The sequence below is a fragment of the Geothrix fermentans DSM 14018 genome (assembly GCF_000428885.1).
Classification (GTDB): domain Bacteria; phylum Acidobacteriota; class Holophagae; order Holophagales; family Holophagaceae; genus Geothrix; species Geothrix fermentans.
In genome coordinates, this window is record NZ_KE386811.1 from 86,206 (window position 1) to 113,036 (window position 26,831).

The following is a 26,831-nucleotide window of genomic DNA, read 5'->3' on the forward strand; positions in this document are numbered from 1 at the left end:
AACCGTTCATTGTACGGGAGCCCGCACGGCTTTCCGAGGGGGATTCCCGAAGGATCAGGGCTTTCCAGTCCTGATGACGGTGTTCAGCTCATCCCAGAGTGCAGAAGGGTTCTTGTCTTTGAGGTCCAGGGTGATGAGCGTCCCCGGTTCGCCAGGAGGCACCTGCACCCGGACCTCTTGGGGGATCCCCGCTTCCGGCTGCCGGGCCAGCAGCTGCTGGAGCGCACCCAGGACCGTCGTGGCCGGAACATTCCCCGCCCAGACATCCACATTCAAACCCTCAGGCAGCACGCCGAGCTGGGCCGTGAACCGGGCCCGCCGCTGGATGATGATGGCGCCCGCCTGCTTGTCCCCGGGCCGGAGGTCGGGGAAGGTGGCTCGGGCCTGGATGAGGCGCTCGATCCGCGCCGGGTCCACGCCCAGGAAGAGGTAGGACCACAGGCCGTAAGCATCTTCGTCGGCTGGGCCGGCCTTCGACTCGAGGTCCGCATAGCCCCGGGCGGGGTCCGGGGGGGCCTGCGCGAGTGCCCGGAGGGCCCGGGCCAGGGCCGTGACCGTCACGGCATTGACGTGGACATACACGGTGCCCGCGCGGCGGAATCCATCCGCGGAATCCCGGTCGTAGCGGCGGAGCCACATCGTGCCCGCAGGGGGCATCTGGCCGCCAACGAAGTGGGGATCCAGCTCCGTGGCGACGGCCTGGGCGGCGGGACCGGCTGCAGCTCGGCCGGATGCGCCCCGGGCCCCAAGGGACAGGACGCCGCCCAGGAACAGCAGGAGGACCAGTCCCGCCCTCGGCGCGAGCGGTGTGGGGGCGATAGGTGACACAAGCCTGCGGATGCGTAGCATGAAGGAACCTCCGGTGGCGCCCATGGCGAGTGCCTGGGCCGCTTGTCGTGGGGAGTCCGGCGGTCGGCACAGGGCCTCGAGCCGGGTGAGCGCGGCGGCGTAGTCCAGGGCGTCCCCCGTCGTGCGTACCGCCAGGTCGTCGCAGCACAGCTCCCGCTCCTGACGGATCTTCGCAGAGACCCACCACACGGCCGGGTGGTAGAAGAGCAGCACTTCGACGCAGGACTGGATGAGGTTGATGGCGAAATCGTGGCGAAGGATGTGGGCCACTTCGTGGGCCAGGATCAGTTCCAGCTGTTCCAGCGGAAGCCCCAGCAGCGCAGCGGGGGGCAGGAGGACGACCGGCCGCAGCCAGCCCATCACAGTTGGACCCGGAACCTTTTCGCACAGGAGGATGCGGATGTTGCTCGCCAGGTTCATGCGCTGGCAGAGACGCAGCAGCCGGAGCTGGAGGCCGTCTTCCGCCGGGATCGTCTCGGGCCGGCGGCGGAGCCACTGGAGCCAGGCCCAACTGCCCGCCAGGCGCAGGCTCATCACGGCCACGCCCAGCAGCCAGACACCCACGACGAGCGAGAGCACCCACGGACGGGACACCCGCGCCAATACTCCGTCCAGGCCCACCGAAGGCAACGCGGCGGGCGAGGTCCCCCAGACGGCAGAGACCGACGCGGCGGAAGCCGCCAGATCACGGACGGCTGCGGGATGCCCCAGCCGGACCCAGGTCAGGGCGGGCGCGGCGGCCATCAGGGCTAGGACCAGGCAGGCCACCCCGTACCGGAGGCGCGGGGAGCGGCCCTTGGCCAGCCACAGCGCCAGCCAGAGGACCGCCGCCAGCGCCGCCCCCTGCCAGAGGAAGTGCACCAGGGTCCAGCCCAGACGCAGGACCAGGGCGGAATCCAGCCAGCTCATGCCCGCCTCCGCCCCTTCCGGGCCTGCTCGATGAGGGCCTGGAGTTCATCCAGTTCCGAGGCGCTAGGCCGCTTCGCGTGGAGCGCATGGGCCAGCAGCTGCATGGCCGAGCCCTCGAAAGCCTTGTCCACCAGGTCACGGACCATGCCCTGGCGCGTCTCCTGCGCGGGTTCGGCGGGACGATACACATGGCTCTTGGCCTGTTCGTCCCGGAGCAGCAGCCCCTTCTCCGCCATGATCTGCATGGTCTTCAGCACGGTGGTGTAGCCCAGCTGGCGCTCCGGCTGCAGGGCCTCGTACACTTGACGGACCGTGCCTTCGCCCAGCCGCCAGAGCACACGCAGGATGGCCAGCTCGAAATCGGACGGTCGGGGCAGCTCGGGCATGGGGACTCCAGGGTTGGGAACAACCTACGGTGACTTCCGTAGATTGTCAACGGAAGTTTCCGTAGATTCCCGCCTGTCAGGATCCCCAAGAAAAAAGGCGCCCGGTCGGGCGCCTTGCTGAAACCGTGCCGGGTCCGTTCAGAACGGAATGTCATCGTCCGGGAAGCTGCCGCCGGCCGCTGGGCTGGGGGCGCCGTGGTCCTCGAAGTCCTGGGTGCCACCGCGGCTGTAGCCGCCTTCGCGGCTGCCGCCACCGTCCTCCATGCGGCCCAGCATGACGAAGTTGTCGCAGCGGATGTCGCAGGCGGTCTTCTTCACGCCGGCCTGGTCCGTGTACTCGCGGTACTGGATGCGGCCCTCGATCATCACCTGCTTGCCCTTGCGCAGGTACTTCTCGGCGATCTCCGCCTGCTTGCCCCACACCACGATGTTGTGCCACTCGGTCTTGCTCTGCTTCTCGCCGGCCTGGTTCTTCCAGGTCTCGGTGGTCGCCACGGAGAAGCGAGCCACGCTCTGGCCCGAGGGCGTGGACTTCAGCTCGGGGTCGCGCCCGAGGTTGCCGATGAGCAGAACTTTGTTCAATGAACCGGACATGATGTCCTCCTTATGTCGTGGCGGAGCTCTCCGCCTCACCGTCGACTCAGACCATCTGAGGGGGTGGTAGGGTGAGAGGATTTCCCCGGGGCCCAGGCATGTCAAGCGGCAACTCAAATCTCCTGGTGAGCTGTAAAAACAAGTCCGGCGCCGAGAAGCATTACGTCCCGGCCCTGAAGGCTGCCGGCTGGACGGGGCCCATCCTGCTGGTGGCCCCGGGCGATCCCGTCCCGGACCTGGCTGAGGTGGCCGGCCTCCTGCTCACGGGCGGGGACGACATCCACCCCCGGCACTGGGACGAGGCCGAGGCCATCCACCCCAAGGCTGACGTAGACGACGGCCGCGACGCCTTCGAGATCCCCCTCATCCGGGCGGCCTGGGAACGCCAGCTTCCGATCCTCGGTATCTGCCGCGGCGAGCAGATCCTCAACGTGGCCCTGGGTGGCAGCATGGTCCAGGACATCCCCGACCACTACGGCTGCGAGCCCACCCGCCATCAGCACGGCACGCCCGAGATCCCCGACATGCGGCACCGCGTCCAGCTGGCCCCCGGCTCGCGCCTGCGGGCCCTCCTGGGCGAGGACGTCTTCCTCGTGAACAGCCGCCACCACCAGGCCGTGAAGCGCGTGGCGCCGGGCCTGGCGGCCGTGGGCTGGCACCTGGACACGGTCCACCCCGTCACCGGCCCGCTCATCGAGGCCGTGGAGGCCACCGATCCCGCCCGCTGGGTCTTCGGCGTCCAGTGGCACCCCGAGAACCTCGTGAACCTCAAGGGCCCCGCCGGAGACGCCGCCCGCGACCTGTTCGCGGCGTTCGTCCAATCCCTAAAACAGGGACAGGATTAACAGGATTAAAGGCTGGATTAACAAGATTAAAGGCAAAACAACAAGGCCTGCTTTTGTTCTTTGAATCCTGTTACCTGATTATCGGCGAGCCTCAGCCAGAAAAGCGGAACGCAGAGGGCGCAGAGACCGCCCTTCGGGCGCACGGAGAGCGCGGAGGGGGCTCACCCCCCCGTGCGTGGGCCCGCCGAAGGCGGCCTCCGGCGTTGCCGGAGGTCATGGGGGGCGCCAGGGCCGCGCACCCCAAAAAGGGCGCGACCCTGTCGCCCCCCATGGAGCCCACGCTTGCGAAGCTGCACCCCCAAATCAGCCGCAGCCCCGTTTTCAATCTGTGCAAATCTGTGGACCCGAGGCCGTTTCTCCGTCATCTCCGGCTCCAGCCTTTCATCTTGCGAACATGGGGCTGAGCTTGGCCGATAATCAGGTCCTGTTAATCCTTTTAAATCCTGTTAATCCTGTCATCGCCTTTCCATCGGAGTTCCCGTGCCCGCCCCCATCCGCTTCGAGATCCGCGACCGCATCGCCACGCTGACGCTGGACCGGCCGGACAAGCTGAACGCCCTGGTGCCAGAGATGCAGGAGGGCTTCGAGGAGGCCCTGGCGAAGGCTGCGGAGCCTGGCGTGAAGGCGCTGGTCCTGCGGGGCGCGGGGCGGGCCTTCTGCGCGGGCGGCGACCTCGGCTGGATCTCGCAGGCCCTGGCCGAAGGGCGCTGGACGGAGCTGGAATCCCTGCTGGACCTGGGCGCAGCCGTGGCCCACGGCCTGGCCACGCTGCCCAAGCCCGTGGTGGCCGTGGTCCAGGGTCCAGCTGCGGGCGCGGGCATGAGCCTGGCGTTGTGCGCGGACCTGCGCCTGGCCACGCCCGAAGCAATCTTCAGCATGGCCTTCGTGAAGATCGGGCTCCACCCGGACTGGGGCGGCAGCGTCATGCTCTCGCGGCTAGTGAACCCCGCCGTGGCGGCGGAGCTGATGATGACTGGCGACACCCTGGACGCCCCTCGCGCCCAGGCCCTGGGCCTCGTGAACCGCATCGTGCCCGCTGACCAGCTGGAGGCTGCCGTGGAGGCCCTGGCCCAGCGGCTCGCCGCCGGCCCCGCCGAGACCTTCGGCCGCATCAAGGCCACCCTGCTCCGCAACCAGGGGCTCGATGCCGAGACCCTGCGCGCCCGCCTCCAGGCCGAGGGCGCCCAGATGAAGGCCGCCATGCGCCACCCCGACGCCAAGGAGGGCCTGGCCGCGTTCTTCGCGAAGCGGGCGCCGAAGTTCGCTTAAAAGCCTGGACAGGATTGACAGGCTTAAAAGCTGGATTAACAGGATTAAAGATGAAAAGACGAGCTGGTGTTTATCTTTCGAATCCTGTTAATCCTTCAGGATCCTGTTAATCCTGTCTCCACTTTTTCATCCCTTCGGGAACGCCCGTCCCTGCGCGGCTTCGATGAGCTCCTTGATGCGGCGGGCGTCGGCCTTCGTGTGGCCGTGGCTCGCGAGGGGATCGCTGCCGCCGGTGCTCTCGACGGTGATGTCGGACCAGAGCAGGCCCGTCTCGATGCGGACGCTGGCCACCTTCGACAGGTGGATGCTGATCTCGTTCACGGTGAACCAGGACCGCTTGCGGCGGATCACGGCGGCGTCCGTCACCTCGATCACGGTGACGAACAGGTGGTTGCCCTGGGTCCAGCGGCTGGCTCGGAAGGTCTCGCTCACTGGAGGGCCTCCTTCGCCGCCGAGGCCACGGCCTGGGGCGTGATGCCGTAGGCCTCCAGCAGCTTCTCGGGCTTGCCGCTCTGGCCGAACTGGTCCTTCACGCCGACGCGGCGCAGGGGCATGGGATGGGCTTCCGACAGGATCTCCGCCACCACCCCGCCCAGGCCGCCATGGGCCTGGTGCTCCTCGCAGGTGACCACGGCCTTGTGGGCCTTGGCCAGGGTCAGCAGCGTCTCCCGGTCGAAGGGCTTGATGGTGGGACAGTGGAGCACCGTGGCCTCGATGCCCTCGGCGGCCAGCTGCTCCGCCGCGGCGAGGCAGATGGAGGTGCCCAGGCCGCAGCCCACCAGCAGCACGTCCGTGCCAGCGCTGGGCGCTTCCGCGCTTGGCCGCATCATCACGGCCTTGCCGATCTGGAAGCGGTAATCGTCGGCGTGGATGCGGGGGAACTTGTCGCGGGTGAGGCGGACGTAGACCGGCCCCTGGTGGGCGTAGGCAGCGCGTATGGCCTGCTTCGTCTCCAGGGCATCCGCAGGGGAGATCACCGTCATGCCGGGGATCATGCGCATGAGGGCCAGATCCTCCAGGCACTGGTGGGTGCCGCCGTCCTCGCCCACGGTGAGGCCGGCGTGGGTGGCCACGATCTTCACGTTCTGGCGGCCCACGCCGCAGGCCTGGCGCACGAACTCGTAGGCCCGCCCCGTGGCGAACATGGCGAAGGTGCTCACGAAGGGCACCACGCCCGTGGTGCTGGCCCCGGCGGCGGCGGCCACCATGCCCTGCTCCGCGGCGCCCATGTTGAAGAAGCGGTCCGGAAAGGCTTTGGCGAACTTGCTGGTGCGGGTGGATCCGGCCAGGTCCGCGTCGAAGACGACGATGTTGGCGCCCTCATTCCCCAGCTCCACGAGGGTGTCCCCGTAGGCGTCCCGCAGGCTGTCCATCACCACGCCTGCCTTGCCACCCACGCCCGCCGTCTCCATGCCCGCCATGACTTCTCCTTGAAGGATCCATTCTACGCGAAGGAGGGGCGGCGCCGCCCTGCGGCGCCGTAAGTCAGATCGCCAGAGGCGATCTGACAGATCCGATAGGCTGAATGGATGCGTTCGCCTCTCCCCATCGACCCGCTGCTGCCCCGGATCGCGGACAGCCTGCGGGGGAACCCGAACCTCGTGCTCCAGGCGGACCCCGGCGCGGGCAAGACCACGCGGGTGCCCCCGGCCCTGCTGGAGGCGGGACTCCTCGGGGACGGCGAGTGCTGGATCCTGGAGCCCCGCCGCCTGGCCGCCCGTCTCGCCGCCACGCGGGTGGCCGACGAGTTGGGCGAGGTCCTGGGCCAGCGGGCGGGCTACGCCGTGCGCTTCGAGCAGAAGGTCTCGAAGGCCACGCGCCTGCGCTTCGTCACCGAGGGCCTGCTGCTGCGCCGCCTGCACGGCGATCCGCAGCTGAAGGGCATCGCCGCCGTGGTGCTGGACGAGTTCCACGAGCGGCACCTGCACACGGACCTGGGCATCACGATGCTGCGGCGCCTCCAGCGCGCCACGCGGCCGGATCTGAAATTGCTCGTCATGTCGGCCACCCTGGATCCCGGGCCCGTGGCAGCCTACCTGGACGCGCCGGTGCTGCGGAGCGAGGGCCGTGCCTTCCCCGTGGACACCAGCTTCCTGCCCCGGCCCGACGACCGGCCCATCGAGCTTCAGGTCGCCGACGCGCTGGACCGCCTCTATGGCGAGGGTTTGAAGGAGCACACGCTGGTCTTCCTGCCCGGCGCCGCGGAGATTCGCGCCTGCCTGAAGGGCTGCGAGGCCGTGGCCGCAAAGCGAGGCCTGAGCCTGCGGCCCCTGCACGGCGAGCTGTCGCCGGACGCCCAGGCCCACGCTCTGGAGGCCACCGGCACGCCCAAGGTCATCCTCAGCACCAACGTGGCGGAAAGCTCCGTGACCCTGGACGGCATCGGCGCCGTGGTGGACACGGGCCTGGGCCGCGAGGCCTCGCACTCGCCCTGGTCGGGCCTCTCGGGCCTGCGCACGGTGCGCATCAGCCAGGCCCGCTGCGTCCAGCGCACGGGCCGCGCGGGCCGCACGGGGCCCGGCCGCTGCCTGCGCCTGTTCACGGAGGCCGACTTCAACGCCCGCCCCGCCTTCGACATGCCGGAGCTGCAGCGCTCGGACCTGGCGGAGCCCCTGCTGGCCCTCCATGGCATGGGCCTCCCCCGGTCTTCTCAGCTCCATTGGTTCGAGGCGCCCCCCGAGGCCGCCGTGACCGCGGCGGAAGGCCTGCTCGCGCGCCTGGGCGCCCTGGCGGACGGCGCGCTCACGCCCGTGGGCCGGCGGATGGCGGACCTGCCCCTGCACCCGCGCCTGGCGCGGCTGGCCGTGGCCGGAGAGGATCTCGGCATCCCGAAGCTGGCGCTCCACGCGGCTGCCCTGCTGGAGACCGGCAGCCTCGCGGCCCGCCAGGGCCTGGATCGCACCCCCGCGAAGACCGGCCACGGCGCCGACTCGGACCTGCTGCTGCGCCTGGACCAGTTCGAGGAGGCCGAGGCCGCGGGCTTCGGCGCTGGGGCCTGCCGGGCGGCGGGGCTGGATGCCTCGGCCGTCCACCGCGCCAAGCGGGCCGTGCAGTCCCTCTCCCGCCTGCTGCCTTCGGCGCCTGAGCCCGCCGACGCCGAGCCGCGCCTGCTGAAGGCCCTCCTGATGGCCTACCCGGATCGCGTGGGCCAGCTCTCCGCCAACGGCACCTGCGCCTTCGCGGGGGGCGGCGGCGCGAAGCTGGATCCATCCAGCCGCGTGCGGCGGCCGGGCCTCATCCTCGCCCTGGAGGCCGAGGCCCAGAAGCAGGGCACGGGCGGGCAGACGCTCATCCGCCTGGCCTCCCGCTGCGAGGCGGACTGGCTGCTGGACGCCTTCCCGGAGCGCCTGGAGGATGTGGACGAGGTGTGCTTCAATGCCTCGGCCGGACGCGTGGAGCGGCGGTCGGAGATCCGCTTCGACGGGCTGGTGATCGACGCCAGCCGGGGGCCTGCGGATCCTGCGGATCCGCAGGTAAGAGAACTGCTGGCGGATGCATTGCGCGATCGGCCGCTGGGCGAGGTGCCCACGCGGTTCCTGGCGCGGCTCGCGTTCCTGCGGAAGCACCGGCCGGACCTCGACCTGCCGGAGGACCTGCTGGGCCCGCTGCTGGCCGGGGCCTGCGCGGGCCGCAGCACCCTGCGCGAGGTGCAGGACGTGGACTGGCCCGCAGCCCTGCGCCAGGCCTTTCCTGCTGAGACCTTGCGCCTGCTGGACGCCTGGGCCCCCGAGGCCATCCAGCTGCCCAAGGGCCGACCGACCAGAGTCCACTACGAGGACGACCCGCCCTGGATCGCCTCGCGCCTCCAGGACTTCTGGGGCCTGAAGAAGACACCCACCGTGGCCGGCGGCGCCGTGCCCCTGGTGCTGCACCTCCTGGCCCCCAACATGCGCGCCGTCCAGGTCACCACCGACCTCGCCGGCTTCTGGCAGCGGGCCTACCAGGAGCTGCGTCCGGGTCTGTCGCGGCGGTATCCCAAGCACCACTGGCCGGAGTGAACCCTACTGGCGGAGTTCCGCCAGCAGCGCCCGGGCCCCGGCCTCCAGGAGCGTGCTGTCCAGGCCCGTGGCCAGGAGCGTGAAGCCCGCGGCCTCGTGGGTCCGCATCTCCGGGGCGGTCATGCGGAAGATGCCGAGGGGCATGGCGGCTTCGCGGCAGGCGCGGGCGATGCGGTCCACCGCCTCCAGGAAGGCGGGGTGGCCGAACTGCTCGGAGATCCCCAGGCTGGCGCTCAGGTCGTAGGGGCCCACGAAGACCGCGGCCACGCCAGGCACCCGGGCGATGGCCTCGATGTCGGCCAGGGCCTCCCGGGATTCGGCCTGGACCACCACCAGGCCCCGGCCGCGGACGGCCTTCACGGCGGCTTCTGCCTGGGCCGCACGGTCCACATGGGGCACGATGAGGCCCTCGGCGCCGATGGCGGCCGCATCGGCGAGCACCTCCGGATCCAGGACGGGCACCCGCAGCAGGCAGGGAACGGCGCCCTTCAGCGCGGCCAGGGTGCGGGAGGTCTCCGCCGGTCCGAACCCGCCGTGCTCCCCGTCGAGGAACAGCCAGTCGAAGCCGGTCCGGGCCAGGGCCACGGCCACCTCCGGCCGGGGGATCTGGACCAGCGTGCCCAGCAGGCGCTCACCGGCGCGGAGACGGTCGGGGAAAGGGCTCGGGGACATGACGACCTCCTTCCTCCAGGGTGGACCGGATCGGAACCGCGCGGGACCGGTTTGGTAACCTGGAGCCCATGCTGACCTTCCGCCCCATCGAACCCCAGGACGACGCCGCCATGGCGGCCGTGATCCGTGCGGTGATGCCGGAGTTCGGGGCGGATGGCCCGGGCTTCGCCCTCCACGATCCCGAGGTGGACTTCATGAGCCGGGCCTATTCCGCCCCAGGCGCCGTCTACTTCGTGGTGGTGGACGAGGCCGGGAAGGTGGTGGGCGGCGGCGGCGTCGCGGCCCTGGAGGGCGGCGAGCCGGACGTCTGCGAGCTGCGCAAGATGTACTTCCTGCCCGAGGCCCGGGGCCAGGGCATGGGCGAGACCCTCCTGCGCCACTGTCTGGCGGCGGCGAAGGAGCTGGGCTACCGCACCTGCTACCTGGAGACCCTCACGGGCATGGACCAGGCCATGAAGCTCTACGGCAAGGTGGGCTTCCAGCCCCTCTGCGCCCCCCTGGGCCGCACCGGCCACGGCGGCTGCGACCGCTGGTACGCGCGGAGCCTGGCGTGACGGTCTTCAGTCTTCAGCCTTCAGTCTTCAGGGGCGGAACGGGGCCTGGTCGCTTCTTCCCGGCTGACAGCCGACAGCTGACAGCCGACAGCCAGGAGGCCCCATGATCCTCGGGCTGGGTACCGACCTCTGTCCGCCGAGCCGCTGGCGGCACCTCATCGACCGCTTCGGGGCCGAGAAGGGCGCGCGGCGCATCCTCCATCCGGAGGAGGCGGACTACCTGCTGGGGGGCAACCGGGAGCGGCTGCCGGAGCGGCTGGCGGGGCGCTGGGCCTTGCGGGAGGCCTTCGGCAAGGCCCTGGGCACGGGGCTGGACGGCTGGTCCTGGAAGGAGCTGCGCTTCGTGAACGGGCGCCTGTGGGCCGTGGGCGCCCTGGCGGACCTGCTGGCGGCCCGGGGCATCCGCAAGCTCCACGGCAGCGTGAGCCACGATGGGGACCTGGCCGTGGCCGTGGTCATCCTCGAGGGCTGATATCGGCTCGTCTTCCATGGTAAGAGATCCACCACGGAGGCACGGAGCATGGGCACACGGGAGGCGCCGGGCCCGGATGTCTCCAAAAGGATCCGGGCCCGGCGCCTCCCGTGGCTTCCGGCAAGGCCGGAAGCGGCCTCCGGCCTGCCCGTGACGGAGGGCCACGGAGCCCTCCGCGGCTTCTCGGTGGCCTCGGTGTCTCCGTGGTGAATCTTGATCTTTTGAACGCTGCCTGATCGGAGGTTCAGCCCTTCCGCAGCTGCTTCATGAGCCTCGGCAGGCGGTTCAGGGCGGCCTGGGCCTCGGTCCACTCCTTGTGGGGGCGGGCGGGGAAGCCGGTGACGAAGCTGCCCTCGGGCAGGCTCTTGGCCACCACGCTGTTGCCGCCCACCACGCTGCGGCTGCCGATCTCGATATGGCCCACCACGCCCACCTTGCCGGCCAGCGTGACGTAGTCGCCCAGCTTCGTGGAGCCGCTGATGCCCGTCTGGCTCACCAGCAGGCAGTGGTTCCCCACCTGGACGTTGTGGCCCACCTGCACCTGGTTGTCGATCTTGGTGCCCAGGCCGATGCGGGTGGGCCCCAGCACGCCGCGGTCGATGCACACGCAGGCGCCGACCTCCACGTCGTCGCCCACCTCCACCCAGCCCACCTGGGGGATCTTGGCGTGGCGGCCCTCCACCAGCACGTAGCCGTAGCCGTCACTGCCCACCACGGAGTTGGCGTGGATGGCCACCCGGTTGCCCAGCCGCGTGCGGCGGTAGAGCACCGCGCCGGAGAACAGTTCGCAGCCCTCGCCCAGCACGCAGTCATCGCCGACGTGGACACCAGGATGAATGACGCAGCCCTTCCCCAGCACGGTGCGGGCGCCCACGGTGGCGCCGGGGGCGATGCGGCAGCCGTCGCCGATCACCGCCGTGGGGTGCACGGGGCGGTCGTTCCAGTCGGGGGCCGGCTCCGGGTGCAGCCAGCCGATGGCCTGGGCGAAGGCCCAGTAGGGATGCTTCACTCGCAGCACGGGGTGCCCGCCCATGTCCGCCGCCGCGTCCACGAAGATCAGGCCCGCGGCACTTTCCCGGGCCTTCGCGGCATATTTGGGATTGGCCAGGAAGGACGCAGAGCCCGCGCCCGCCTCTTCCAGGGGCTTCACTTCGGAAATCAGACGATCCGGGGGACAATGCTCGAGGCTGCCGCCCAGACGGTCCGCCAGGTCCTGCGCTGTGAGGGTCGGCATCGCATCCTCCTGATCAGTCTTCAGTCTTCAGTCTTCAGTCTTCAGTTTCCAGTCATCCGTGCGGAATCCAACATGCATCCAGTGCTTTTCGACATCGGCTCCTTTCCCCTGGGCACCTATGGGCTGCTGCTGGCCATCGCCTTCTTCGCGGGCACGGCCCTGGCCAAGCGGCAGGCGAAGCTGGACGGCCTGAACCCCGCCGCCATCACGGACCTGGCCATCGCCATGCTCATCGCCGCCATCGTCGGATCGAAGCTCCTGATGATCCTGGTGGGCCTCTTCACGCCCGCCGGCCAGGAAGGCGCCATGACCCTCCGGGAGGTCTTCACCCTCTCGACCCTGCGGGCCGGGGGGGCCATCCACGGGGGCATCATCGCCGCCACGGCGACCTTCTTCTGGAAGCTCCGCAAGGGCCAGGGACTGCCCCTGCGCCTCACGGGCGACGCGCTGGTGCCCGGCGTGGCCCTGGGCCAGGCCATCGGCCGCCTGGGCTGCTTCTCCGCCGGCTGTTGCTACGGCACGGAGACCCACCTGCCCTGGGCCGCCACCTTCACCAACCCCCTGGCCCAGGCCTTCAGCGGCACCCCCCTGGGCATTCCGCTCCATCCGGTGCAGCTCTACAACACCCTCGCCAACCTGACCGTGATGGCCATCCTCCTGGTGGTCCGCGGCAAGCGGCAGTTCCATGGCCAGATCTTCGCCCTCTACTTCCTGGTGGAGGGTCTGGGCCGCGTCATCACCGAGACCTGGCGGGGCGATGTGGACCGCGGCATGGGCTGGCTGGGCTGGGCCTGGCTCAGCACGGGCCGTCTCACGGGGATCGCCTTCATGATGCTGGGCCTGGGCCTCTGGCTGTTCTGGAACCGCCACCAGGAGGCCAAGTGATCCAGATCCTCGCGGAGGACGGCGCGCCCCGCCTGGACCGCTTCCTGGCGGACCGCTTTCCCGACGTCCCCCGCGCCCGCTGGGATGCCCATGTGCGCACGGGCGCGGTCCGTGTGAATGGGCAATCCGTATCCAAGGGCGGGACGAAGCTCCGTCCCGGCGACCAGGTGGAGACCGAGCTGCCCGTCATCCCCGCCCCGGCCGCGCACCTGGAGGCCGAGGCCATCGACCTGCCCACGCTGTTCGAGGACAGCCAGCTCTGGATCGTGGACAAGCCCGCGGGCATGGTGGTGCATCCGGGCCCGGGTCATGCGGGCGGCACGGTGGTGAACGCGCTGCTGCATCGGCTCCAGACGCCGTTGGCGTCTGGAGTAGGAGAAGAAGAAGGCGAGGAGGAGTCGGAGGAGCTTTCCACCGGCTGGCCGGGGCTGGTGCACCGGCTGGACCGCTACACCACGGGCTGCCTCTGCCTGGCGAAGACCGCGGAAGCCCAGCGGGCCATCCAGGCCCAGTTCAAGGCCCGCAGCGTGGAGAAGCGCTACCTGGCCCTGGTGCGCCACTCCCCGCGCCTGCCCCAGCTCGGCACCCTGCTCGTCGACGAGCCCATCGCGCGCCACAAGCAGGATCGGCTGCGCATGGTGGTGGCCGCGGGCGGCCGCCCGGCCCAGACCCGCATCCGCGTGCTGGCCCGCACCACGAGCGTGGCCCTGGTGGAATGCGAGCTGCTCACGGGCCGCACGCACCAGATCCGCGTCCACCTGGCCCACCTGCGGGCGCCCCTCCTGGGCGATCCCCTCTACGGCGGACCCGGCCGCTGGAAGGATGCGGCCGGCGAGGCCCTGGTGCTGCCCCACCCGGCCCTTCACGCCTGGAAGCTGTCCGTGGACCATCCCCTGACCGGTGCCCGCATCGACGCCGTGGCCCCCATCCCCGAGGCCTTCCGCACCCTGGCGGCGGCCCTGGGCTTGCCGGAGCTCTGAGGCGGGGGCATCATCCCCGTACCGGGGGGAGCCATGGCCGCCATCGCACAGGCCCTGACGACGCTGAGAGGCTGGATGGAGGCCTATCCCTTCCTGCCGGGCCTGGTCTTCTCGGCCCTCTGCCTGCTCCTGCTCTTCGGCGTGGCCCTGCCGCGGCTCCGCTCCTGGCGCCGCGGACAGGGGCGGCCCGTGCTGGACCCCCTCCAGGTGGAGGAGCTCCTGCAGGGGCCCGGCGTGCTGCTGGTGGATCTGCGGGAGGACGACGCCTTCCGGCGCGGCCACATCCGGGGCTGCCTCCACGTGCCCTTCGCGGAGCTCACCCGGCGCCTCGCCTCGCCGGATCCCCAGGCCAAGCGGGCCCTCGTCCTCGTGGATGAGACCGACGCCCTCTCCCACCGCGCCCTGCGCCAGCTCACCGCCCGGGGCTTCGAGTGGGTCTACGTCCTCAAGGGCGGCATGCGGGCCTGGCGCGCCGAAAGCCGCCCCGTGGTGAAGTAGTCAGCTGCCGTCCGCCTCCGCCAGTCCCCAGCGGTCCCAGAGCAGCAGGAGCAGCAGGCCCGGGATGGCCGCCGCGGCGCAGACGGGGAAGTAGAGCTTCCAGCCGTACCAGTCGGCCATGAAGCCCGTGAGGCCCGCGAAGAGCGTGCGCGGCAGGGCCATGAGGGCGCTGAAGAGGGCGTACTGGGTGCCCGTGTAGGCCCGGTTGCAGGCCCCCATGAGCAGGGCCGCGAAGGCGCTGCCGCCCATGCCATAGGCCAGGTTCTCCAGGGTATTGGCGGCCACCAGCAGGGGCAGGTGCCGCCCCAGCATGGAGATGGCCCAGAAGCCCAGGATGCTGCCCGCCTGCACGAAGCCGCAGATCCAGAGGGCCTTGCGCAGGCTCATGCGCGTGAGCATCCAGCCGCCCAGGAGCCCCCCCAGGATGATGGCCACCATGGCGGTGGTCTTCTGGACCGTGCCGATCTCCATCTTGCTGAAGCCCATGCCCCGCAGGAGGAAGGGGATGGTCATGGATTCCGCCAGCCAGTCCCCCAGCTTGTAGAACACGGCGAAGGCCAGGAGGTAGCCGATGCCCTTGCGCTGGAGGAGATCCTTCAGCGGCCCTGCAATGGCCTCCTGCAGGGTGCGCGGGGCCCGGGCCACGGTGTCGGTGTTCAAGGCGAGCCAGGTCCCGGCGAAGCCCGCCAGGGTGAGCCCGGCCATGGCCAGGTAGGTGGCCCGCCAGCCGAGGGCCTGGGCCAGGATGAGCGCCAGGCCGCCGCTCACGAGCATGGCCACGCGGTAGGCGGCGATGTGGATGCTGTTGCCCAGGCCCAGGTGCTTCTGGTCGAGGGCCTCGGCCCGCCAGGCATCGACGGCGATGTCGAAGGTGGCGCTGGTGACGGCCACGGCCAGGGCCAGGAGGGCCACCCGCGGCAGGTTGAGGTGCGGCTGGGTGAAGGCCAGCAGGGCCAGGGCCAGGGCCATGCCCAGCTGCATGAGGGCCATCCAGCCCCGGCGGCGGCCCAGGCCCGGCAGCGCGAAGCGGTCCAGGAAGGGCGCCCAGAACACCTTCAGGCTGTAGGGCAGGGTCACGAAGCTGAAGAGGCCGATGGTGGCCAGGCTCAGGCCCTCGTCCGTCATCCAGGCCTTGAGCGTGGAGCCGGTCAGGAAGAGGGGAAGCCCGGAGGCGAAGCCCAGGAGCAGGAGGACGAGGGTCTGGCGGGGCTTCATCCCACCAGCCTAACCGGACTCCCTCAGGGCTCGCCCCCGTGGGTGTGCAGCTCGTGGACCATGCGGCCCCCCAGGTGGCCCGTGCGGAGCAGCGCCGCCACGCCCAGGGCGCTGACCGCCAGCCACAGGATGAAGAGGGTCCGGGCCGGGCCGGGCGCCAGCTCGCGGCGGCGGAGCCGGGCCAGGCCCATCTGGCCGAGCCAGGCGGCGGTCAGGAACCCGAAGAGCGAGACGGTCCACTGGGCCGCCCGCTCGTGGTCCTTCACGGCGGCCCTCAATTCCGGGGTGCGGTGGGCGAAGGTCTCCGCCGCATCTCCCGTGGCCAGGGCCAGCAGCCCCCCCAGGAGGCCCAGGGCCAGCAGGAGCAGGGCCACGGCGTGGATGCCCCGGCGCTGGGCCGGCCACAGGGCGCCGATGAGGAAGAGCAGCGGGGCCACGGCCAGCAGGGCGATGGGGATGTGGACGACGGCCGGGTGGAGGTGGTTGAACGGCGGCACGGCGGGCTCCGGGGCGGGTGGTCTCCACGAGGATGCGCCCGGGACCGGGGACGGCGCCAGACCGGAGGGGCCGCTTTCTGCCATCCGGATCTTTGGGCCCTCGGGGCGGGGCCGCATCTTCGCTCCCAAGCCACTCCGCACACCGCGGCCCGCCCAGGGAGGTCCCATGTCCCAGCCCGAACCTGCCCCAACGACCAGCCCCGCCTCCGGCTCCGCCAGCCCCGCCTCCGGCTCCGCCAACCCCGCCTCCGGCCTCGACCGGCGGGAGTTCTGCGCCTGCGCCCTCGCGGTGGCCGCCGCGGCCGCAGCCGTCTCCTGTGGCGGGGGCGGCGGGGGAGGCTACTCCGCCCCGGCGCCGCCTCCTCCGCCACCGCCCCCGCCCAGCCCCGTCACCACCTCGGAAACGAAGGTCAGCCTGCTGGGCCAGCCCTCGGGAACGGTGAAGGACTACACCACCACGGCCTCCGGCGCCTGCCCCCTGATCCTGGGGGCCGCCCAGGGCTACTACCTGGTGCGCGACAGCGCCGGCATCTACGCCTTCAACGCCAGCTGCCTGCACCAGGGCGGGCGCCTCAACCCCACGCAGACGGGCTTCGGCTGCCCCTGCCACGGCAGCCAGTACGACCTCAACGGCACCGTGACCGTGGGCCCAGCCCCCGTGGGCGCCGTCCTCCAGCACTACCAGGTGAGCGAGTCCTCGCCCGGCGGCCCGCTGGTGATCGACCCCTCCAAGCCCGTCTCCGCCTCCGCGCGGCTCACCTGAGGCGGCCGGGACCATGCCCCGACGGCCCACCCTCCCCGCTCTCCTCCCGCTCCTGCTCCTGGCCGCGCCCATGCAGGCCCAGGATGCCGAGCAGCCTTCCGAACTCCCCCTGGGCCTCAACCTGCCCACGGCGGACCACCTCCCGGGCTGGCACCCCGCCATCCGGTTCACCCACCGGTTCACGGAGCCGGCCAAGGGCAACTCGAAGGACTTCTACGGCCTGGACGGCGGCAACTTCGCGGGCCTGGGCCTGGACATCGGCATCGCGGTGGTGCCGGGCCTCAACGCCCAGATCTACCGCACCGCCGACGACAAGACCGTGGTCCTGGCCCTCCAGGAGCAGCTCCTGGACGGCGCGCATGTCAGGCTGGCGGCGCGGGTGGAGCGCTTCGACGAGACCCTCCAGCGCGCCACCTACGCCTTCGGGACCGTGGGCATCAGCGGCGCGGCCGTGCAGCTCCCCGCGGAGTTCGTGGCCGGATCCTTCACCTTCAGCCTCGTGCCCACCTGGCTCTCCCGCACCACCACCCGGGACAAGGCCCTCTTCACCGCTGGGGCCGGCCTCCGATGGCGCTTCCTCGAAAGCCAGTCGGTCCTGGCCGAGTACTACCCCCGCCCCTCCCGCCTGGATGGCGCCTCCTACGAGCAGGGCTACGCCGTGGGCTACCGCTTCCAGACCAAGGGCCACCGCTTCACACTCCTGGCCACCAATGTCCAGGGCACCACCGCCCACCAGGTCCTGGGCGGCGACTATGCCGGTGGCCCCAGGCCACCGGGAAGGTGGGCCCTGGGGTTCAACCTGGTGCGGATCTTCTAGCGCGGAGCCGGCGCCAGGATCCGGAGCCCGGGACCGGCACCCAGCCGCTTCAGGGGGAAATAGAGAAGGTGCGTGCCGGGATCGATGGCCACGACGTGGGCGTTGGGGCCAACCTCCTGGTCGCCCTCCCGGCGGAGGGCGCCACCCTCTTCGCTGAAGACCGACGCCGGTCCCGATTCGGAAGCCACCACCAGCCGCCCGGTCCCCGGGTCGAAGGCCAGCACATCCGGATCCCGGCCCACGGCAAAGGAGGCCGCGACCCGACCCCGGACCAGGTCCACCACGAGGAGAACCGCGTTCCCCTCACAGGCGACGAAGGCCAGACGGCGGTCGGGATCGAGGGCCAGGCCATGGTTCCCCTTGGCGCCGGGCAGATCCATGCGGGCCACCACCATGAGGGTATTCGGATCGATCGCCACCAATTGGTTCTGGGTCTGGACATTGGTGTAGATGCGCCGTGAGATGGGGTCGTACTGGGTGTTGCCGGCCTCGCCGCCCAAGGGGACCTGCCCGACGACCCGGTGAGTCCCGGTTTCGATCACCACCACCTGGCCGCCCCGCTCGTCGGAGACGAACACCCGCCCGTTCTCCGGATCGAAGGCGAGGCCATCGGGGAAACGACCCGCTGGCACCCGGGCGAGCTCGCGGAGGGTGCGGGTGTCCAGCACGGCGACCCTCCCTTCTCCGGCCACGCTGACATACAGCTCATTCCGGGACGGGACCGCGAGGATGCCCGTGCAGCTCGGATAACCCTGCAGGACCGTCTCGACCTTGCGCGCGGCGGTGTCGAATACCACCACCTCCCCCGCGCCCATGTGGTTGAGGTAGAGCCGGTGCGCCGCAGGGTCGAGGCTGGCGTAGTCGAACCTGGAGGCATCGCCTGGTAGAGGCACATCGACCACCGGCAGGAGCAGCGCCGGGGCCTTGGGCTTGGACTGGCAGGCGAGTGGAGCCAGGAGCAGGACGAGGGTCCGGATCTGGGCGCACAGCCCGTTGGATCGCGCGGAAAGGGCATGGGATCGGCTTTTCATGAGGCCTCCAAGGCAACCTTGGTTCAAGGCCGGAAGGTCCAGCGGAGCTTGGCGCTGAGGACATCCTGGCGGGGGAGGAAGCGCAGGGGTCCGTTCAGGTCCGGTCGCTCCCAGCCGCGGTTCCAGACCAGGAAGGCCTCGGCCTGCGGACGGACCTGCCACCGGAGGCGGAGGTTCGATGCCAGGCTCCGGGAGGCGGTGTCGTATTGCAGGAGGCCCGTGAGGATCAGGCCCGGGTTCCATCCGTACTCGCCCCGGAGCTGGAAGAGCCGCTGGGTGAAGCGGCCCCATGGCAGGCGGGCGAAGTCGTTCTCGGCGCTGGCCGTCCAGCGGATGTGCCCGTCCCGCGCGTTGCCGCCCACGGATTGGATCCACTGGACGAGGCGGCCCCCATAGAACTCGCCGAACCAGACGGTGGTGGCCGCCTGCCACGGGCGTGCCGCGGCGCTCTCCGCCTGCATCCGCCAGCGGTCGAAGCGGTACTCGCCCGCCGGAATGACCACTCCCGGGCTGATCTCGAAGGGCTGGACCAGCCTCTCCACCTGCGGCTGCCAGTTGGCCTCGAAGTGGTCCCCCGCGGCGGTCACCACGTTGAACGGGGCTGTGAAGAGCTCCCAGCTCTGAAGGTTCCCCTGAAGGTCCTCGATGCGGAGCGCGCTCAGTTCGAAGAAGGCCTGGCGGATCCACTGGAGGGAGGGCCCAGCCGGGCGCGGCTGGTAGGCGAAGCCCGCCGACATCTGCTTCGTGCCCGGCCGGGGGAGGAAGCCCAGCCCAGGATCGAGGGCATCTCCGAAGCGGTTCATCCTGACGTTGAGGTCCCAGAGGTCGTTCGGGTAGTCGATCTTGAAGCCCCAGCCGCCCGGATCGCCGGACGGGATCGCAGTTCCGCGGCTGCGGGCCGTCCACAGCCCCACCTCGAAGAGCTTGTCGCCGAAGAGCCTGGAGGTCTGCCACACCGCGTCCAGAGCCGCCAGGCGATTGGTTCCTGGCCCCTCAGGATTCCCGTCGGTCCCCAGGGCGCCGATCCGCAGATGCTCGTCGACGTCCCAGCTCACGCGCGCGGCGGAAAGGTCCGTGCCGCTCCGGGCGGCGGAGGGCTCCTGCCGGATGCTCAGGGCGCCGATCGACACCGGTCCCGCGCGCCCGAGCACCTTCCCGCCGCCGCTGAGCGGGACCGGCACGCCATCCACCAGGCCCAGGGTGCGGGAGAAGAAGGGGATGAAGTCGGTGTCCAACCCGAGGCCGAACTGGAACTGGTTCGAGCCCTCCAGGAAGAAGGCCCGCTTCTCGGGGAAGTAGAGCGGAAAACGCGTCAGATTGATCTGGCGGGCATCGACCTCCGTCTCCGCGAAGTCGGGGTGGTAGGTGAGCACGCCGGTGAGCTGGTCCGTGAGCGTGGCTTCGACATCGAGTCCCGCCCTTCCCCGGACGGAGCGGGTTCTGCTGCGGAAGTCCTCGCTCTTCTGGGCCAGCAGGAAGGGCGTTACGGAAAGGCCGCCGCCCCGTTTCAGGCCGGCCACTCCCTCCAGGATGCCGGCCCGGGCCATGTCCGGGAGTTTGGCATCGAGGATGGGGGAGGCCCAGCGCAGGGTCAATTGCGCCCGGGCCACCCGGCGCTCCAGGTTGAACCCCCACCGGTTCCGCGCAGGATCGAAGCGCAGGGTGCGGCTGGGGATGAACACTTCCAGGCTCCAGCCGGAACCATCCCTGGCCGTGGCGGCCTCCCAGATGCCATCCCAGTCGAGGGACACGGCTTCAGGGCCCGAGATCAGGCCGTCGGCGCGGGCCCCGGAGGCGTTCACCTGGAACTGGTATGCCGTGTGTCCGTCCCCCAGGGTGTCCAGCACCAGGGTGACGGCGTCGTCGCCGCTGAAGTCCCCGTCCCGCCGGAGGGTGTGGGCCGCGATCATCGAAGGATCTGGATCCCCGCACCGGACCCCCACGTAGAGGCCTTCGGGGGCCACGAGGACCTTCACCACCGTGAGGAAGGGTGTGGCGGCGCCCGGGACGGGAGCCTGCTGCGTCAGGATGATCTCGGGGGCCTCCCGCCAGATGGGCTCATCCAGGCGCCCGTCCAGGTGGATCGGAGCGGTCGTCAGACAAGCTCTCGCCACAGGCGGGGCCCCGGCCCGCGCAGGGACACCCAGGCCGACTAGGACGGCCAGCACCGTCCGGCTAGCCATGATAGATTCCAAGCCCCAGCAGCCCGGCCGCGAGCACCACCAGGGGCTCAGGGACCTTGGTCTTCCAGATGAGCACGAGGGCGGCGAGCCCGATGAGGGCCGTGGGCAGGTCGCGGAGGGCCCCCCGGCCCAGCACGATCACCGCGCCGGCGATGGCGCCCGTGGCCCCCGCCGTCACGCCCGCCACCAGGGCCTTCAGGCCCGGGTGTTTCCCGTGCCGGCGGAAGAAGGGTGCCGCGAGCACCACCATCAGGTAGACCGGGAGGAAGACGCCCGCCGCCGCAGCGCAGGCCCCGAGCGGGCCAGCGACCAGGTAGCCGATGAACGCCACGGTGATCACCACGGGACCGGGCGTGATCATGGCCACGGCCACAGCATCCAGGAACTGGCGCTCGGTGAGCCAGTGCCACTCGTTGACCACGCCGCCGTGGAGGAAGGGCACGATGGCCAGGCCCGAGCCAAAGACGAACAGGCCCGCCTTGGCGAAGAACCACAGCAGCGATCCGGCCGTGGCGGCCGGAACGGCCCCCTTGATCCCCGTGAGCAGCCAGGGCGCCAGGCCGGCCGCGGAGGTCCGCCGCCAGGGGCGCGCCTTCAGGGCCCAGGCCAGCAGACCCCCGAGCAGGACCAGGGAGATCCACTCCCGGCCCGTGAGGGCGGTGGTGACGGCCACGGCCAGGAAGATCCCCCAGGAGAGTGGGTCCCGCTTCAGGGTGGCCTTGCCCAGCTTGAAGGCGGAGCGGGCGATGATGCCGATGACCGCGGCCCCCACGCCGTAGAAGACCGCCTGCATCCATCGGAGGCCTCCGAAGGTCAGGTACAGCCAGGAAAGCCCCATCACCATCAGGAACGAGGGGAGGATGAACGCGACGCCGACAAGCGTGGCCCCCAGCACCCCGGCCCGCACATAGCCCAGGTAGATCGCCAGCTGGGCCGCCAGAGGCCCCGGGGCCAGTTGGGCCAGGGTCAGCGCCTCTTGGTAGTCCGCTTCGCTGATCCATCCCCGGGCTTCCACCAGATCCCGCTGCATCGCCCCGGCCAGGGCGATGGGACCACCAAAGCCGAAAGCGCCGAGCTTCAGGAAATAGAGGACGAAGGCCCGGAGCGGAGGAAGCGTGGTCTGGGTCATGTCTGGCTCCGGGCCAGAGCCTCCAGAAAGGCGTCCAACACCACGGATCCGGCTGTCAATCGGTCCTCGTCCGAGGTATGGCGAAGGGCCACCCCCTGGATGACCCTCGCGAAACCTTCCGTCTCGGGGCGTTGGAAGCGCCGGTCCTTCAGGTCGACATCGTGGATCAGCTCCGCCAGGGGTCGAAGCCCCGGCGCAGCAAGACCCAGGCGATGGAGGAAGGTCTCGAAGCTGCAGCGGCCGCCTTCATGGGTGAATTCGCCCTCGGTCATGTCGAAGCGCTGCTCGCCGCGCCGGTGCCGGTAGGTCTTGGGATCCACGAACCGGAGACGAGCCTCCGGATCGACGAACCGGCGGATGAGCCAGGCGCAGGCGATCCGGTCCACGTGGATGCCCTGGCGGGTGACCCAGGTGCGTGCCCGGAAGGCTTCCAGGGACCCCAGGGGTCCAGCCTCCTGGATGGGCAGCAGCCGGGCTTCGAGGGTGGCCAGGAGGTCTTCCACCATGGCCCGGCCCGGTGCTCTGAAGAAGTCCAGGCTTTGGATTTCCTCCAAGCGGCTGCGGAACCGGGCCAGCCTGGCCGACCCCTCTTCCTGGGGTGAGGCGAGGGCCGCGCGCACCTCCCCCGCAAGCGTCCCGTAGTCCTCGTCCCGCTCCGCGCGGAACCTGGCCCTGACCTCCTCGTCGGACAGCCCCTCCACCAGGCCGGCCTCGACCACCGTGGCCTCTCCCCCGGCCCCCTCGATCTGGCGCACCATCCACTGGAAGTCCTCAGTGGCCTCCTCGGAGGCCGGAAGCGCATAGACCGAGTGTTTCAGGGCCACCGCGCCGAGCGACTGGAGCTGGCGCCGGACCTTCACCCGCAGGTAGGCAGGCCGGGCCGGGAGCTGGTGGAAGAGGAGCATCCACCGCAGGGGTTCGGGCATGGGATCTCCCTCCCCCCCAAAAATGGATTCACGTGAATCAATTTCAAGATTCACATGAACCAAATTTTTCAATCCGCCAGCGTACTCAGATCCCCCGGGTCCTGCCCCAGGGCCCAGGCCTTGAGGGCCCGGCGCACGATCTTGCCGGAGCGGGTCTTGGGCAGGCTGGCGCGGATCTCGATGTCGGCGGGCGTGGCGATGCCGCCCAGGTCCTCCCGCACGTGGTCCTTGAGGCTGGCGATGAGGCCGGGGCCCACCGCGACGCCCGCCTTCACCACCACGAAGGCCTTGATGCTCTCGCCCTTGATGGGATCGGGAATGCCCACCACGGCGCTTTCCGCCACCGCCGGGTGGCGGATGAGCGAGCCCTCCACGTCGGCCGTGCCGATGCGGTGGCCGGCCACGTTCAGCACATCGTCGGCGCGGCCCAGCACGGCGATGTAGCCGTCCGCGTCCTTCACCGCCACGTCGCCGGCGCTGTAGCAGCCCGGGATGTCGCGCCAGTAGTCCTCGTAGCGATTGGGATCGTTCCAGACGGTGCGCAGCATGTAGGGCAGCGGGAACTTGATGACCAGCAGGCCGCCCTGGCCGTCGGGCACGGGGCTCCCGTCGCGGTTCACCACGGCCATCTGGGCGCCGGGCATGGGCTTGCCGGCCTTGCCGGGCCGCGCCTCGAAGGTGGGCAGCGTGCCGATGACGGGGCCCGCGATCTCGGTCTGCCACCAGTTGTCCACCACCATGCCGTTGCCCTGCCCGACCAGGTGCTGCTGGGCCCAGCGGTGGGCCTCGGGGTTCAGGGGCTCGCCCGCGCAGGCCAGGAGGCGCAGACGGCTCAGGTCGAACTTGGCCGGAGCCTCGGACCCATGGCTCATCCACATGCGGACCGCCGTGGGGGCCGTGAACATCACGTTCACGCCGAAGCGCTCGCAGATCTCCCAGGTTACGTCGGGGCTCGGGTAGTCCGGCGCGCCCTCGCGGCAGAGCACCGTGGCGCCGATGCTGAGGGGCCCGTAGACGATGAAGCTGTGGCCCACGATCCAGCCGATGTCCGAGGTGCTCCAGTAGATGTCCCGCTCCTGGATCTGGAAGAAAGCCCGGGCCAGGTAGTTGACGCCCACCAGGTAGCCGCCGGTGGCATGGACCACGCCCTTGGGCCGCCCCGTGGTGCCGCTGGTGTAGAGGATGAACAGCGGGTGCTCGGCGTCCACCATCTCGGGCTCGCAGTGGATCTCGCGGCCCTGCTGGATGTCGTAGAAGTCTTTCTCCCGCTCGCTCTCGAACTTGAAGGGCGCGTCGCCGGGACGCGAGCCGCGGCGGTGGACGATGACGTGGTCCACGAAGGCCAGGTCGCGCACGGCCTCGTCCACGATGGGCTTGAGGGCCGTGGCCTTCCCGCGCCGGTAGGTGAAGTCGGAGCACACCACCACCTTGGCCCCGGCGTCCTCGATGCGGGCCTTGAGGGCCTGCACGCCCATGCCCGCGTAGACCACGCTGTGGATGGCGCCGATGCGGGCGCAGGCCAGCATGGAGATGATGCCCTCGGGCGTGAGGGGCATGTAGAGGATCACGCGGTCGCCCTTCTTCACGCCCAGGCGCTTGAGGGTGTTGGCGAAGCGGTTCATCTCGCGGTAGAGGCGGTTGTAGGTGTAGGACCGCTCGTCGCCATCCTCCCCCACCCACAGGAGGGCCGCCTTGTTGCGCCGGTCGCTGTGCACATGGCGGTCGATGCAGTTCACGGTGGCGTTGAGCTTGCCGCCCAGGAACCAGGCGTGGTTGGGGGCGCTGAACTCGAACACCTTCGTCCACGGTTCGGCCCAGTCCAGGCCGTGGGCCTTGTCGGCCCAGAACGCGGCGGGATCGGTCTCCGCCAGGGTCCGCTCCACCTCGTAGTCGATGGCCGCCTGCTTGGCCAGCCACCCGCGCATGGGGATGGGGGCCTCTCCCTTCTGCAGCGCCTGGATGGTCTTCTGCTGGGTGATGCTGATTTCCACGTCGCTCATGGAAGACTCCGAGAACGGGGTGAGGTGGAAGGATGGGTTGGGATGGTTGGGAGGCAAGGTAGCACGAGACCGGGGGAGGAGACAGGATGATGGGGATCACAGTCCCGCGCCCCGGAGCCTCCCATGCCCAAGTCCCCCGTTCCCTATGACCTGCATCCCAGCGTGGCCTACGTCCAGGGCATCCTCGCCAACCTCGGGGCCCGCACCGGCCGCAGCCTGGAGGCCTGGATCGCCCTGCTGGACGCCGAGGGTCCCGCCGAGTCCAAGGCCAAGGTGGCCTGGCTGAAGGCCCGGGGCCTGGGCGCCACCCAGGCGGGCCTCGTGGCCCAGCGCGCGGGCGCCGGGCCGGGCCATGCCTTCGACGACACGCCGGAGGGCTACCTGGCCGCGGCCCCGCGCTACGTGGAGGGCCAGTACGGAGGGAAGAAGGCCGCTCTGCGGCCGCTCTTCGAGGCGATCACGGCGCTGGCCCGGAGCCTCGGCCCCGATGTGAAGGTCTGCCCCTGCGAGACCATCGTCCCCCTCTACCGGAACCACGTCTTCGCCGAGGTGAAGCCCTTCGCGTCGCGCCTGGACCTGGGCCTGGCCCTGGGCGATCCCGCCGCCGTGGCGGATCCCTCCGGCCGCCTCCAGGACACCGGCGGCTTCGCGAAGAAGGACCGGATCACGCACAAGCTGGAACTGGCCGCAGAAGCGGACCTGGAGGCCGCCCTGCCCTGGCTCCGACGCGCCTACGAGCGGGACTCGAAGGCCTGAGGGACGGGTCCGTGGCTCAGTACCGGCTGGCCTCCTCCAGGGCGGCCAGGTTCTCGGCGGCCAGGGACAGCGAGGCCGCCTTGACGAGGCTGTCGAGCTGGGCAGGCGTCGTGGCGCTGGCGATGGGCGCGGTGACACCGGGGCGGGCCATGAGCCAGGCCAGGGCCACCTCGGCGGGCTCGGCCCCGTGCCGCGCAGCCACGGCGTCCAGGGCGGCCAGGATCCGGAAGCCGCGCGCCTCCAGGTAGCCCTTCACGCCCTTGCCCCGGGGGCTCTTCCCGAGGTCCGCCTCGCTGCGGTACTTCCCGCTGAGGAAACCCTTGGCCAGGCTGAAGTAGGTGATGACGCCCAGGCCCTCGGCCATGGCCAGGTCCCGCAGGGCGCCATCGTAGCTCTGGCGGTCGTACAGGTTGTACTCGGGCTGCAGCACCTCGTAGCGGGGCAGGCCCTTGGCGGTGGCGTCCAGGGCCGCGCGGAGCTGGCCCGCATCGAAGTTCGAGGCGCCGACGGCCCGCACCTTCCCAGCGGCCAGGAGCTTCTGGTAGGCGCCGAGGGTCTCCTCGTGGGAGGCGCCGGCGTCTAACTTGTGGGACAGGTAGACGTCGATGTGGTCCGTCTGGAGGCGCCGCAGGGAGTCCTCCACAGCGCGTTCGATCCAGGCCGCCGACAGACCCTTCCGGTCCGGCCCCATCTCCATGCCCACCTTGGTGATGAGGACGATCCGGTCGCGGTTGCCCCGGGCCTTCATCCACTCGCCGATGATCGTCTCCGATTCCCCGCCCTGGTTCCCGGGCTTCCAGATGGAGTACACATCGGCAGTGTCCACCGCCTCGAAGCCCGCGTCCACGAAGCGGTCGAGGATCTCGAAGGAGGCCTTCCTGTCGATGGTCCAGCCGAACACGTTGCCGCCGAAGACCAGCGGGGAAATAGAGAGGCCGGTCCGGCCGAGGGGGCGCTTGGGTCGCATCGTGAAGTCCTCCCTGAGGTCCGCGAAGAACGGAACTACGTTTTAACCGCAGAGGCCGCAGAGCGCGCGAAGGAAAACGGAGAAGATGGCCACAAAGGTTGTCAGTTGGCAGTCAAGGTCTCGGGATTCTTTTCCCTTCGGGCGGGCAAGGATCTGTCCAGCCGAGAGAGGCGCAAGGCCGCGAAAGGGACGCCAGGGACGGCTTCTGGCACGCCTTTCGCGGCCCGCAGGCTTTGCGCCCCTCCCGGCTGCGACCGTTGGCTCCGCTGTGAAGGGAAAAGCAGAAGGTGGGCTCCTCCTTCACGCGGCCTGGATCTTGGGAACCCAGTCGTGCTCGGCCTTGAGCACAGCTCGCATGAGGACAAGCAGCTTGCGCATCACGGCCCCCAGGGCTGCCCTCCA

General features: G+C 70.4%; 26 protein-coding genes. 11 read left to right on the forward strand and 15 right to left on the reverse strand.

Annotated elements, in window-relative coordinates:
- Positions 1–54 precede the first annotated feature (54 nt).
- The 3 genes from G398_RS19995 to G398_RS0114535 form a co-directional block, all read right to left on the reverse strand.
- On the reverse strand, positions 55–1,758 hold the full coding sequence (locus tag G398_RS19995) for a M56 family metallopeptidase (RefSeq protein WP_052572066.1): 1,704 nt from the start codon (positions 1,756–1,758) through the stop codon (positions 55–57).
- Positions 1,755–2,144, reverse strand: a complete 390-nt coding sequence (locus G398_RS0114530; protein WP_026854135.1) for a BlaI/MecI/CopY family transcriptional regulator — start codon at positions 2,142–2,144, stop codon at positions 1,755–1,757. The genes G398_RS19995 and G398_RS0114530 overlap by 4 nt, the downstream gene beginning before the upstream one ends.
- Before the next feature lie 138 nt (positions 2,145–2,282).
- A complete protein-coding gene (locus G398_RS0114535; RefSeq protein ID WP_026854136.1) occupies positions 2,283–2,738 on the reverse strand; it encodes a single-stranded DNA-binding protein in 456 nt (151 codons plus the stop codon).
- Between the two features lie 98 nt (positions 2,739–2,836).
- On the opposite strand from G398_RS0114535, the gene G398_RS18800 reads away from it, so the two are divergent.
- Both G398_RS18800 and G398_RS0114545 read left to right on the forward strand, forming a co-directional pair.
- Positions 2,837–3,583 carry a gamma-glutamyl-gamma-aminobutyrate hydrolase family protein gene (locus G398_RS18800; protein WP_052572067.1) on the forward strand — a complete coding sequence of 249 codons (747 nt, stop codon included), beginning with the start codon at positions 2,837–2,839 and terminating at the stop codon, positions 3,581–3,583.
- 480 nt (positions 3,584–4,063) lie between these two features.
- On the forward strand, positions 4,064–4,852 hold the full coding sequence (locus G398_RS0114545) for an enoyl-CoA hydratase/isomerase family protein (RefSeq protein WP_043485513.1): 789 nt from the start codon (positions 4,064–4,066) through the stop codon (positions 4,850–4,852).
- 126 nt (positions 4,853–4,978) lie between these two features.
- Here G398_RS0114545 and G398_RS0114550 read toward each other — a convergent pair whose 3' ends face one another.
- Positions 4,979–5,284: a PH domain-containing protein gene (locus G398_RS0114550; RefSeq protein WP_026854138.1), complete on the reverse strand. Its 306-nt coding sequence runs from the start codon at positions 5,282–5,284 to the stop codon at positions 4,979–4,981.
- Entirely contained in the window at positions 5,281–6,273 is a 993-nt protein-coding gene (locus G398_RS0114555) for a transketolase family protein (RefSeq protein ID WP_211229102.1), read from the reverse strand. Before G398_RS0114555 ends, G398_RS0114550 begins: the two co-directional genes overlap by 4 nt.
- Before the next feature lie 108 nt (positions 6,274–6,381).
- Here G398_RS0114555 and hrpB point away from each other — a divergent pair, with 108 nt between their 5' ends.
- Positions 6,382–8,850, forward strand: coding sequence for an ATP-dependent helicase HrpB (gene hrpB / locus G398_RS18805; protein ID WP_043485515.1), 2,469 nt, complete (start codon positions 6,382–6,384; stop codon positions 8,848–8,850).
- A 3-nt stretch (positions 8,851–8,853) separates the two neighbouring features.
- On the opposite strand, the gene G398_RS0114565 is transcribed toward hrpB, so the two are convergent.
- The gene (locus G398_RS0114565; RefSeq protein WP_026854140.1) at positions 8,854–9,522 is read right to left on the reverse strand and encodes an HpcH/HpaI aldolase family protein; all 669 of its coding nucleotides are present in this window, start codon (positions 9,520–9,522) and stop codon (positions 8,854–8,856) included.
- Positions 9,523–9,590: 68 nt separating this feature from the next.
- Here G398_RS0114565 and G398_RS0114570 point away from each other — a divergent pair, with 68 nt between their 5' ends.
- Both G398_RS0114570 and G398_RS0114575 read left to right on the forward strand, forming a co-directional pair.
- A complete protein-coding gene (locus G398_RS0114570) occupies positions 9,591–10,076 on the forward strand; it encodes a GNAT family N-acetyltransferase (RefSeq protein ID WP_043485518.1) in 486 nt (161 codons plus the stop codon).
- Between the two features lie 103 nt (positions 10,077–10,179).
- The gene (locus G398_RS0114575) at positions 10,180–10,548 is read left to right on the forward strand and encodes a holo-ACP synthase (RefSeq protein WP_026854142.1); all 369 of its coding nucleotides are present in this window, start codon (positions 10,180–10,182) and stop codon (positions 10,546–10,548) included.
- A gap of 244 nt (positions 10,549–10,792) precedes the next feature.
- Here the strand turns inward: G398_RS0114575 and lpxD are convergent, their stop codons facing one another.
- On the reverse strand, positions 10,793–11,782 hold the full coding sequence (gene lpxD / locus G398_RS0114580; protein ID WP_026854143.1) for a UDP-3-O-(3-hydroxymyristoyl)glucosamine N-acyltransferase: 990 nt from the start codon (positions 11,780–11,782) through the stop codon (positions 10,793–10,795).
- Between the two features lie 72 nt (positions 11,783–11,854).
- On the opposite strand from lpxD, the gene G398_RS18810 reads away from it, so the two are divergent.
- The 3 genes from G398_RS18810 to G398_RS20000 are packed head-to-tail and all read left to right on the forward strand — an operon-like array spanning position 11,855 to position 14,145.
- Complete coding sequence (locus G398_RS18810; protein WP_043485520.1) at positions 11,855–12,667, forward strand: prolipoprotein diacylglyceryl transferase; 813 nt, start codon at positions 11,855–11,857, stop codon at positions 12,665–12,667.
- Positions 12,664–13,647: an RluA family pseudouridine synthase gene (locus G398_RS0114590; RefSeq protein ID WP_026854144.1), complete on the forward strand. Its 984-nt coding sequence runs from the start codon at positions 12,664–12,666 to the stop codon at positions 13,645–13,647. Before G398_RS18810 ends, G398_RS0114590 begins: the two co-directional genes overlap by 4 nt.
- Positions 13,648–13,680: 33 nt before the next feature.
- Positions 13,681–14,145 (forward strand): rhodanese-like domain-containing protein, encoded by a 465-nt coding sequence (locus tag G398_RS20000; RefSeq protein ID WP_052572068.1) that lies wholly within the window; start codon positions 13,681–13,683, stop codon positions 14,143–14,145.
- Here the strand turns inward: G398_RS20000 and G398_RS0114600 are convergent, their stop codons facing one another.
- Together G398_RS0114600 and G398_RS20005 are read right to left on the reverse strand one after the other, a co-directional pair.
- Positions 14,146–15,360, reverse strand: coding sequence for an AmpG family muropeptide MFS transporter (locus tag G398_RS0114600; protein ID WP_026854145.1), 1,215 nt, complete (start codon positions 15,358–15,360; stop codon positions 14,146–14,148).
- Positions 15,361–15,383: 23 nt separating this feature from the next.
- Positions 15,384–15,857 carry a DUF2231 domain-containing protein gene (locus G398_RS20005; RefSeq protein ID WP_026854146.1) on the reverse strand — a complete coding sequence of 158 codons (474 nt, stop codon included), beginning with the start codon at positions 15,855–15,857 and terminating at the stop codon, positions 15,384–15,386.
- A gap of 166 nt (positions 15,858–16,023) precedes the next feature.
- Here G398_RS20005 and G398_RS20010 point away from each other — a divergent pair, with 166 nt between their 5' ends.
- Together G398_RS20010 and G398_RS0114615 are read left to right on the forward strand one after the other, a co-directional pair.
- Positions 16,024–16,620, forward strand: coding sequence for a QcrA and Rieske domain-containing protein (locus tag G398_RS20010; protein ID WP_026854147.1), 597 nt, complete (start codon positions 16,024–16,026; stop codon positions 16,618–16,620).
- A gap of 13 nt (positions 16,621–16,633) precedes the next feature.
- A complete protein-coding gene (locus tag G398_RS0114615; RefSeq protein ID WP_026854148.1) occupies positions 16,634–17,437 on the forward strand; it encodes a DUF5777 family beta-barrel protein in 804 nt (267 codons plus the stop codon).
- On the opposite strand, the gene G398_RS18825 is transcribed toward G398_RS0114615, so the two are convergent.
- The 5 genes from G398_RS18825 to acs all read right to left on the reverse strand — a co-directional run bounded on the left by G398_RS18825 (position 17,434) and on the right by acs (position 24,706).
- Positions 17,434–18,468 carry a YncE family protein gene (locus tag G398_RS18825; RefSeq protein WP_043485522.1) on the reverse strand — a complete coding sequence of 345 codons (1,035 nt, stop codon included), beginning with the start codon at positions 18,466–18,468 and terminating at the stop codon, positions 17,434–17,436. The genes G398_RS0114615 and G398_RS18825 overlap by 4 nt on opposite strands.
- A gap of 23 nt (positions 18,469–18,491) precedes the next feature.
- Positions 18,492–20,651: a carbohydrate binding family 9 domain-containing protein gene (locus G398_RS0114625; RefSeq protein ID WP_026854149.1), complete on the reverse strand. Its 2,160-nt coding sequence runs from the start codon at positions 20,649–20,651 to the stop codon at positions 18,492–18,494.
- A complete protein-coding gene (locus tag G398_RS0114630) occupies positions 20,644–21,780 on the reverse strand; it encodes a chromate transporter (RefSeq protein WP_026854150.1) in 1,137 nt (378 codons plus the stop codon). Before G398_RS0114630 ends, G398_RS0114625 begins: the two co-directional genes overlap by 8 nt.
- Positions 21,777–22,706, reverse strand: a complete 930-nt coding sequence (locus tag G398_RS0114635) for a chromate resistance protein ChrB domain-containing protein (protein WP_026854151.1) — start codon at positions 22,704–22,706, stop codon at positions 21,777–21,779. The genes G398_RS0114630 and G398_RS0114635 overlap by 4 nt, the downstream gene beginning before the upstream one ends.
- Before the next feature lie 68 nt (positions 22,707–22,774).
- Positions 22,775–24,706, reverse strand: a complete 1,932-nt coding sequence (gene acs, locus G398_RS0114640) for an acetate--CoA ligase (protein WP_026854152.1) — start codon at positions 24,704–24,706, stop codon at positions 22,775–22,777.
- A 123-nt stretch (positions 24,707–24,829) separates the two neighbouring features.
- Between acs and G398_RS20015 the strand changes: the two genes are divergently transcribed.
- Entirely contained in the window at positions 24,830–25,462 is a 633-nt protein-coding gene (locus G398_RS20015) for a DUF5655 domain-containing protein (RefSeq protein WP_052572069.1), read from the forward strand.
- A gap of 16 nt (positions 25,463–25,478) precedes the next feature.
- On the opposite strand, the gene G398_RS0114650 is transcribed toward G398_RS20015, so the two are convergent.
- On the reverse strand, positions 25,479–26,429 hold the full coding sequence (locus G398_RS0114650) for an aldo/keto reductase (protein ID WP_026854153.1): 951 nt from the start codon (positions 26,427–26,429) through the stop codon (positions 25,479–25,481).
- Positions 26,430–26,831: the final 402 nt, after the last annotated feature.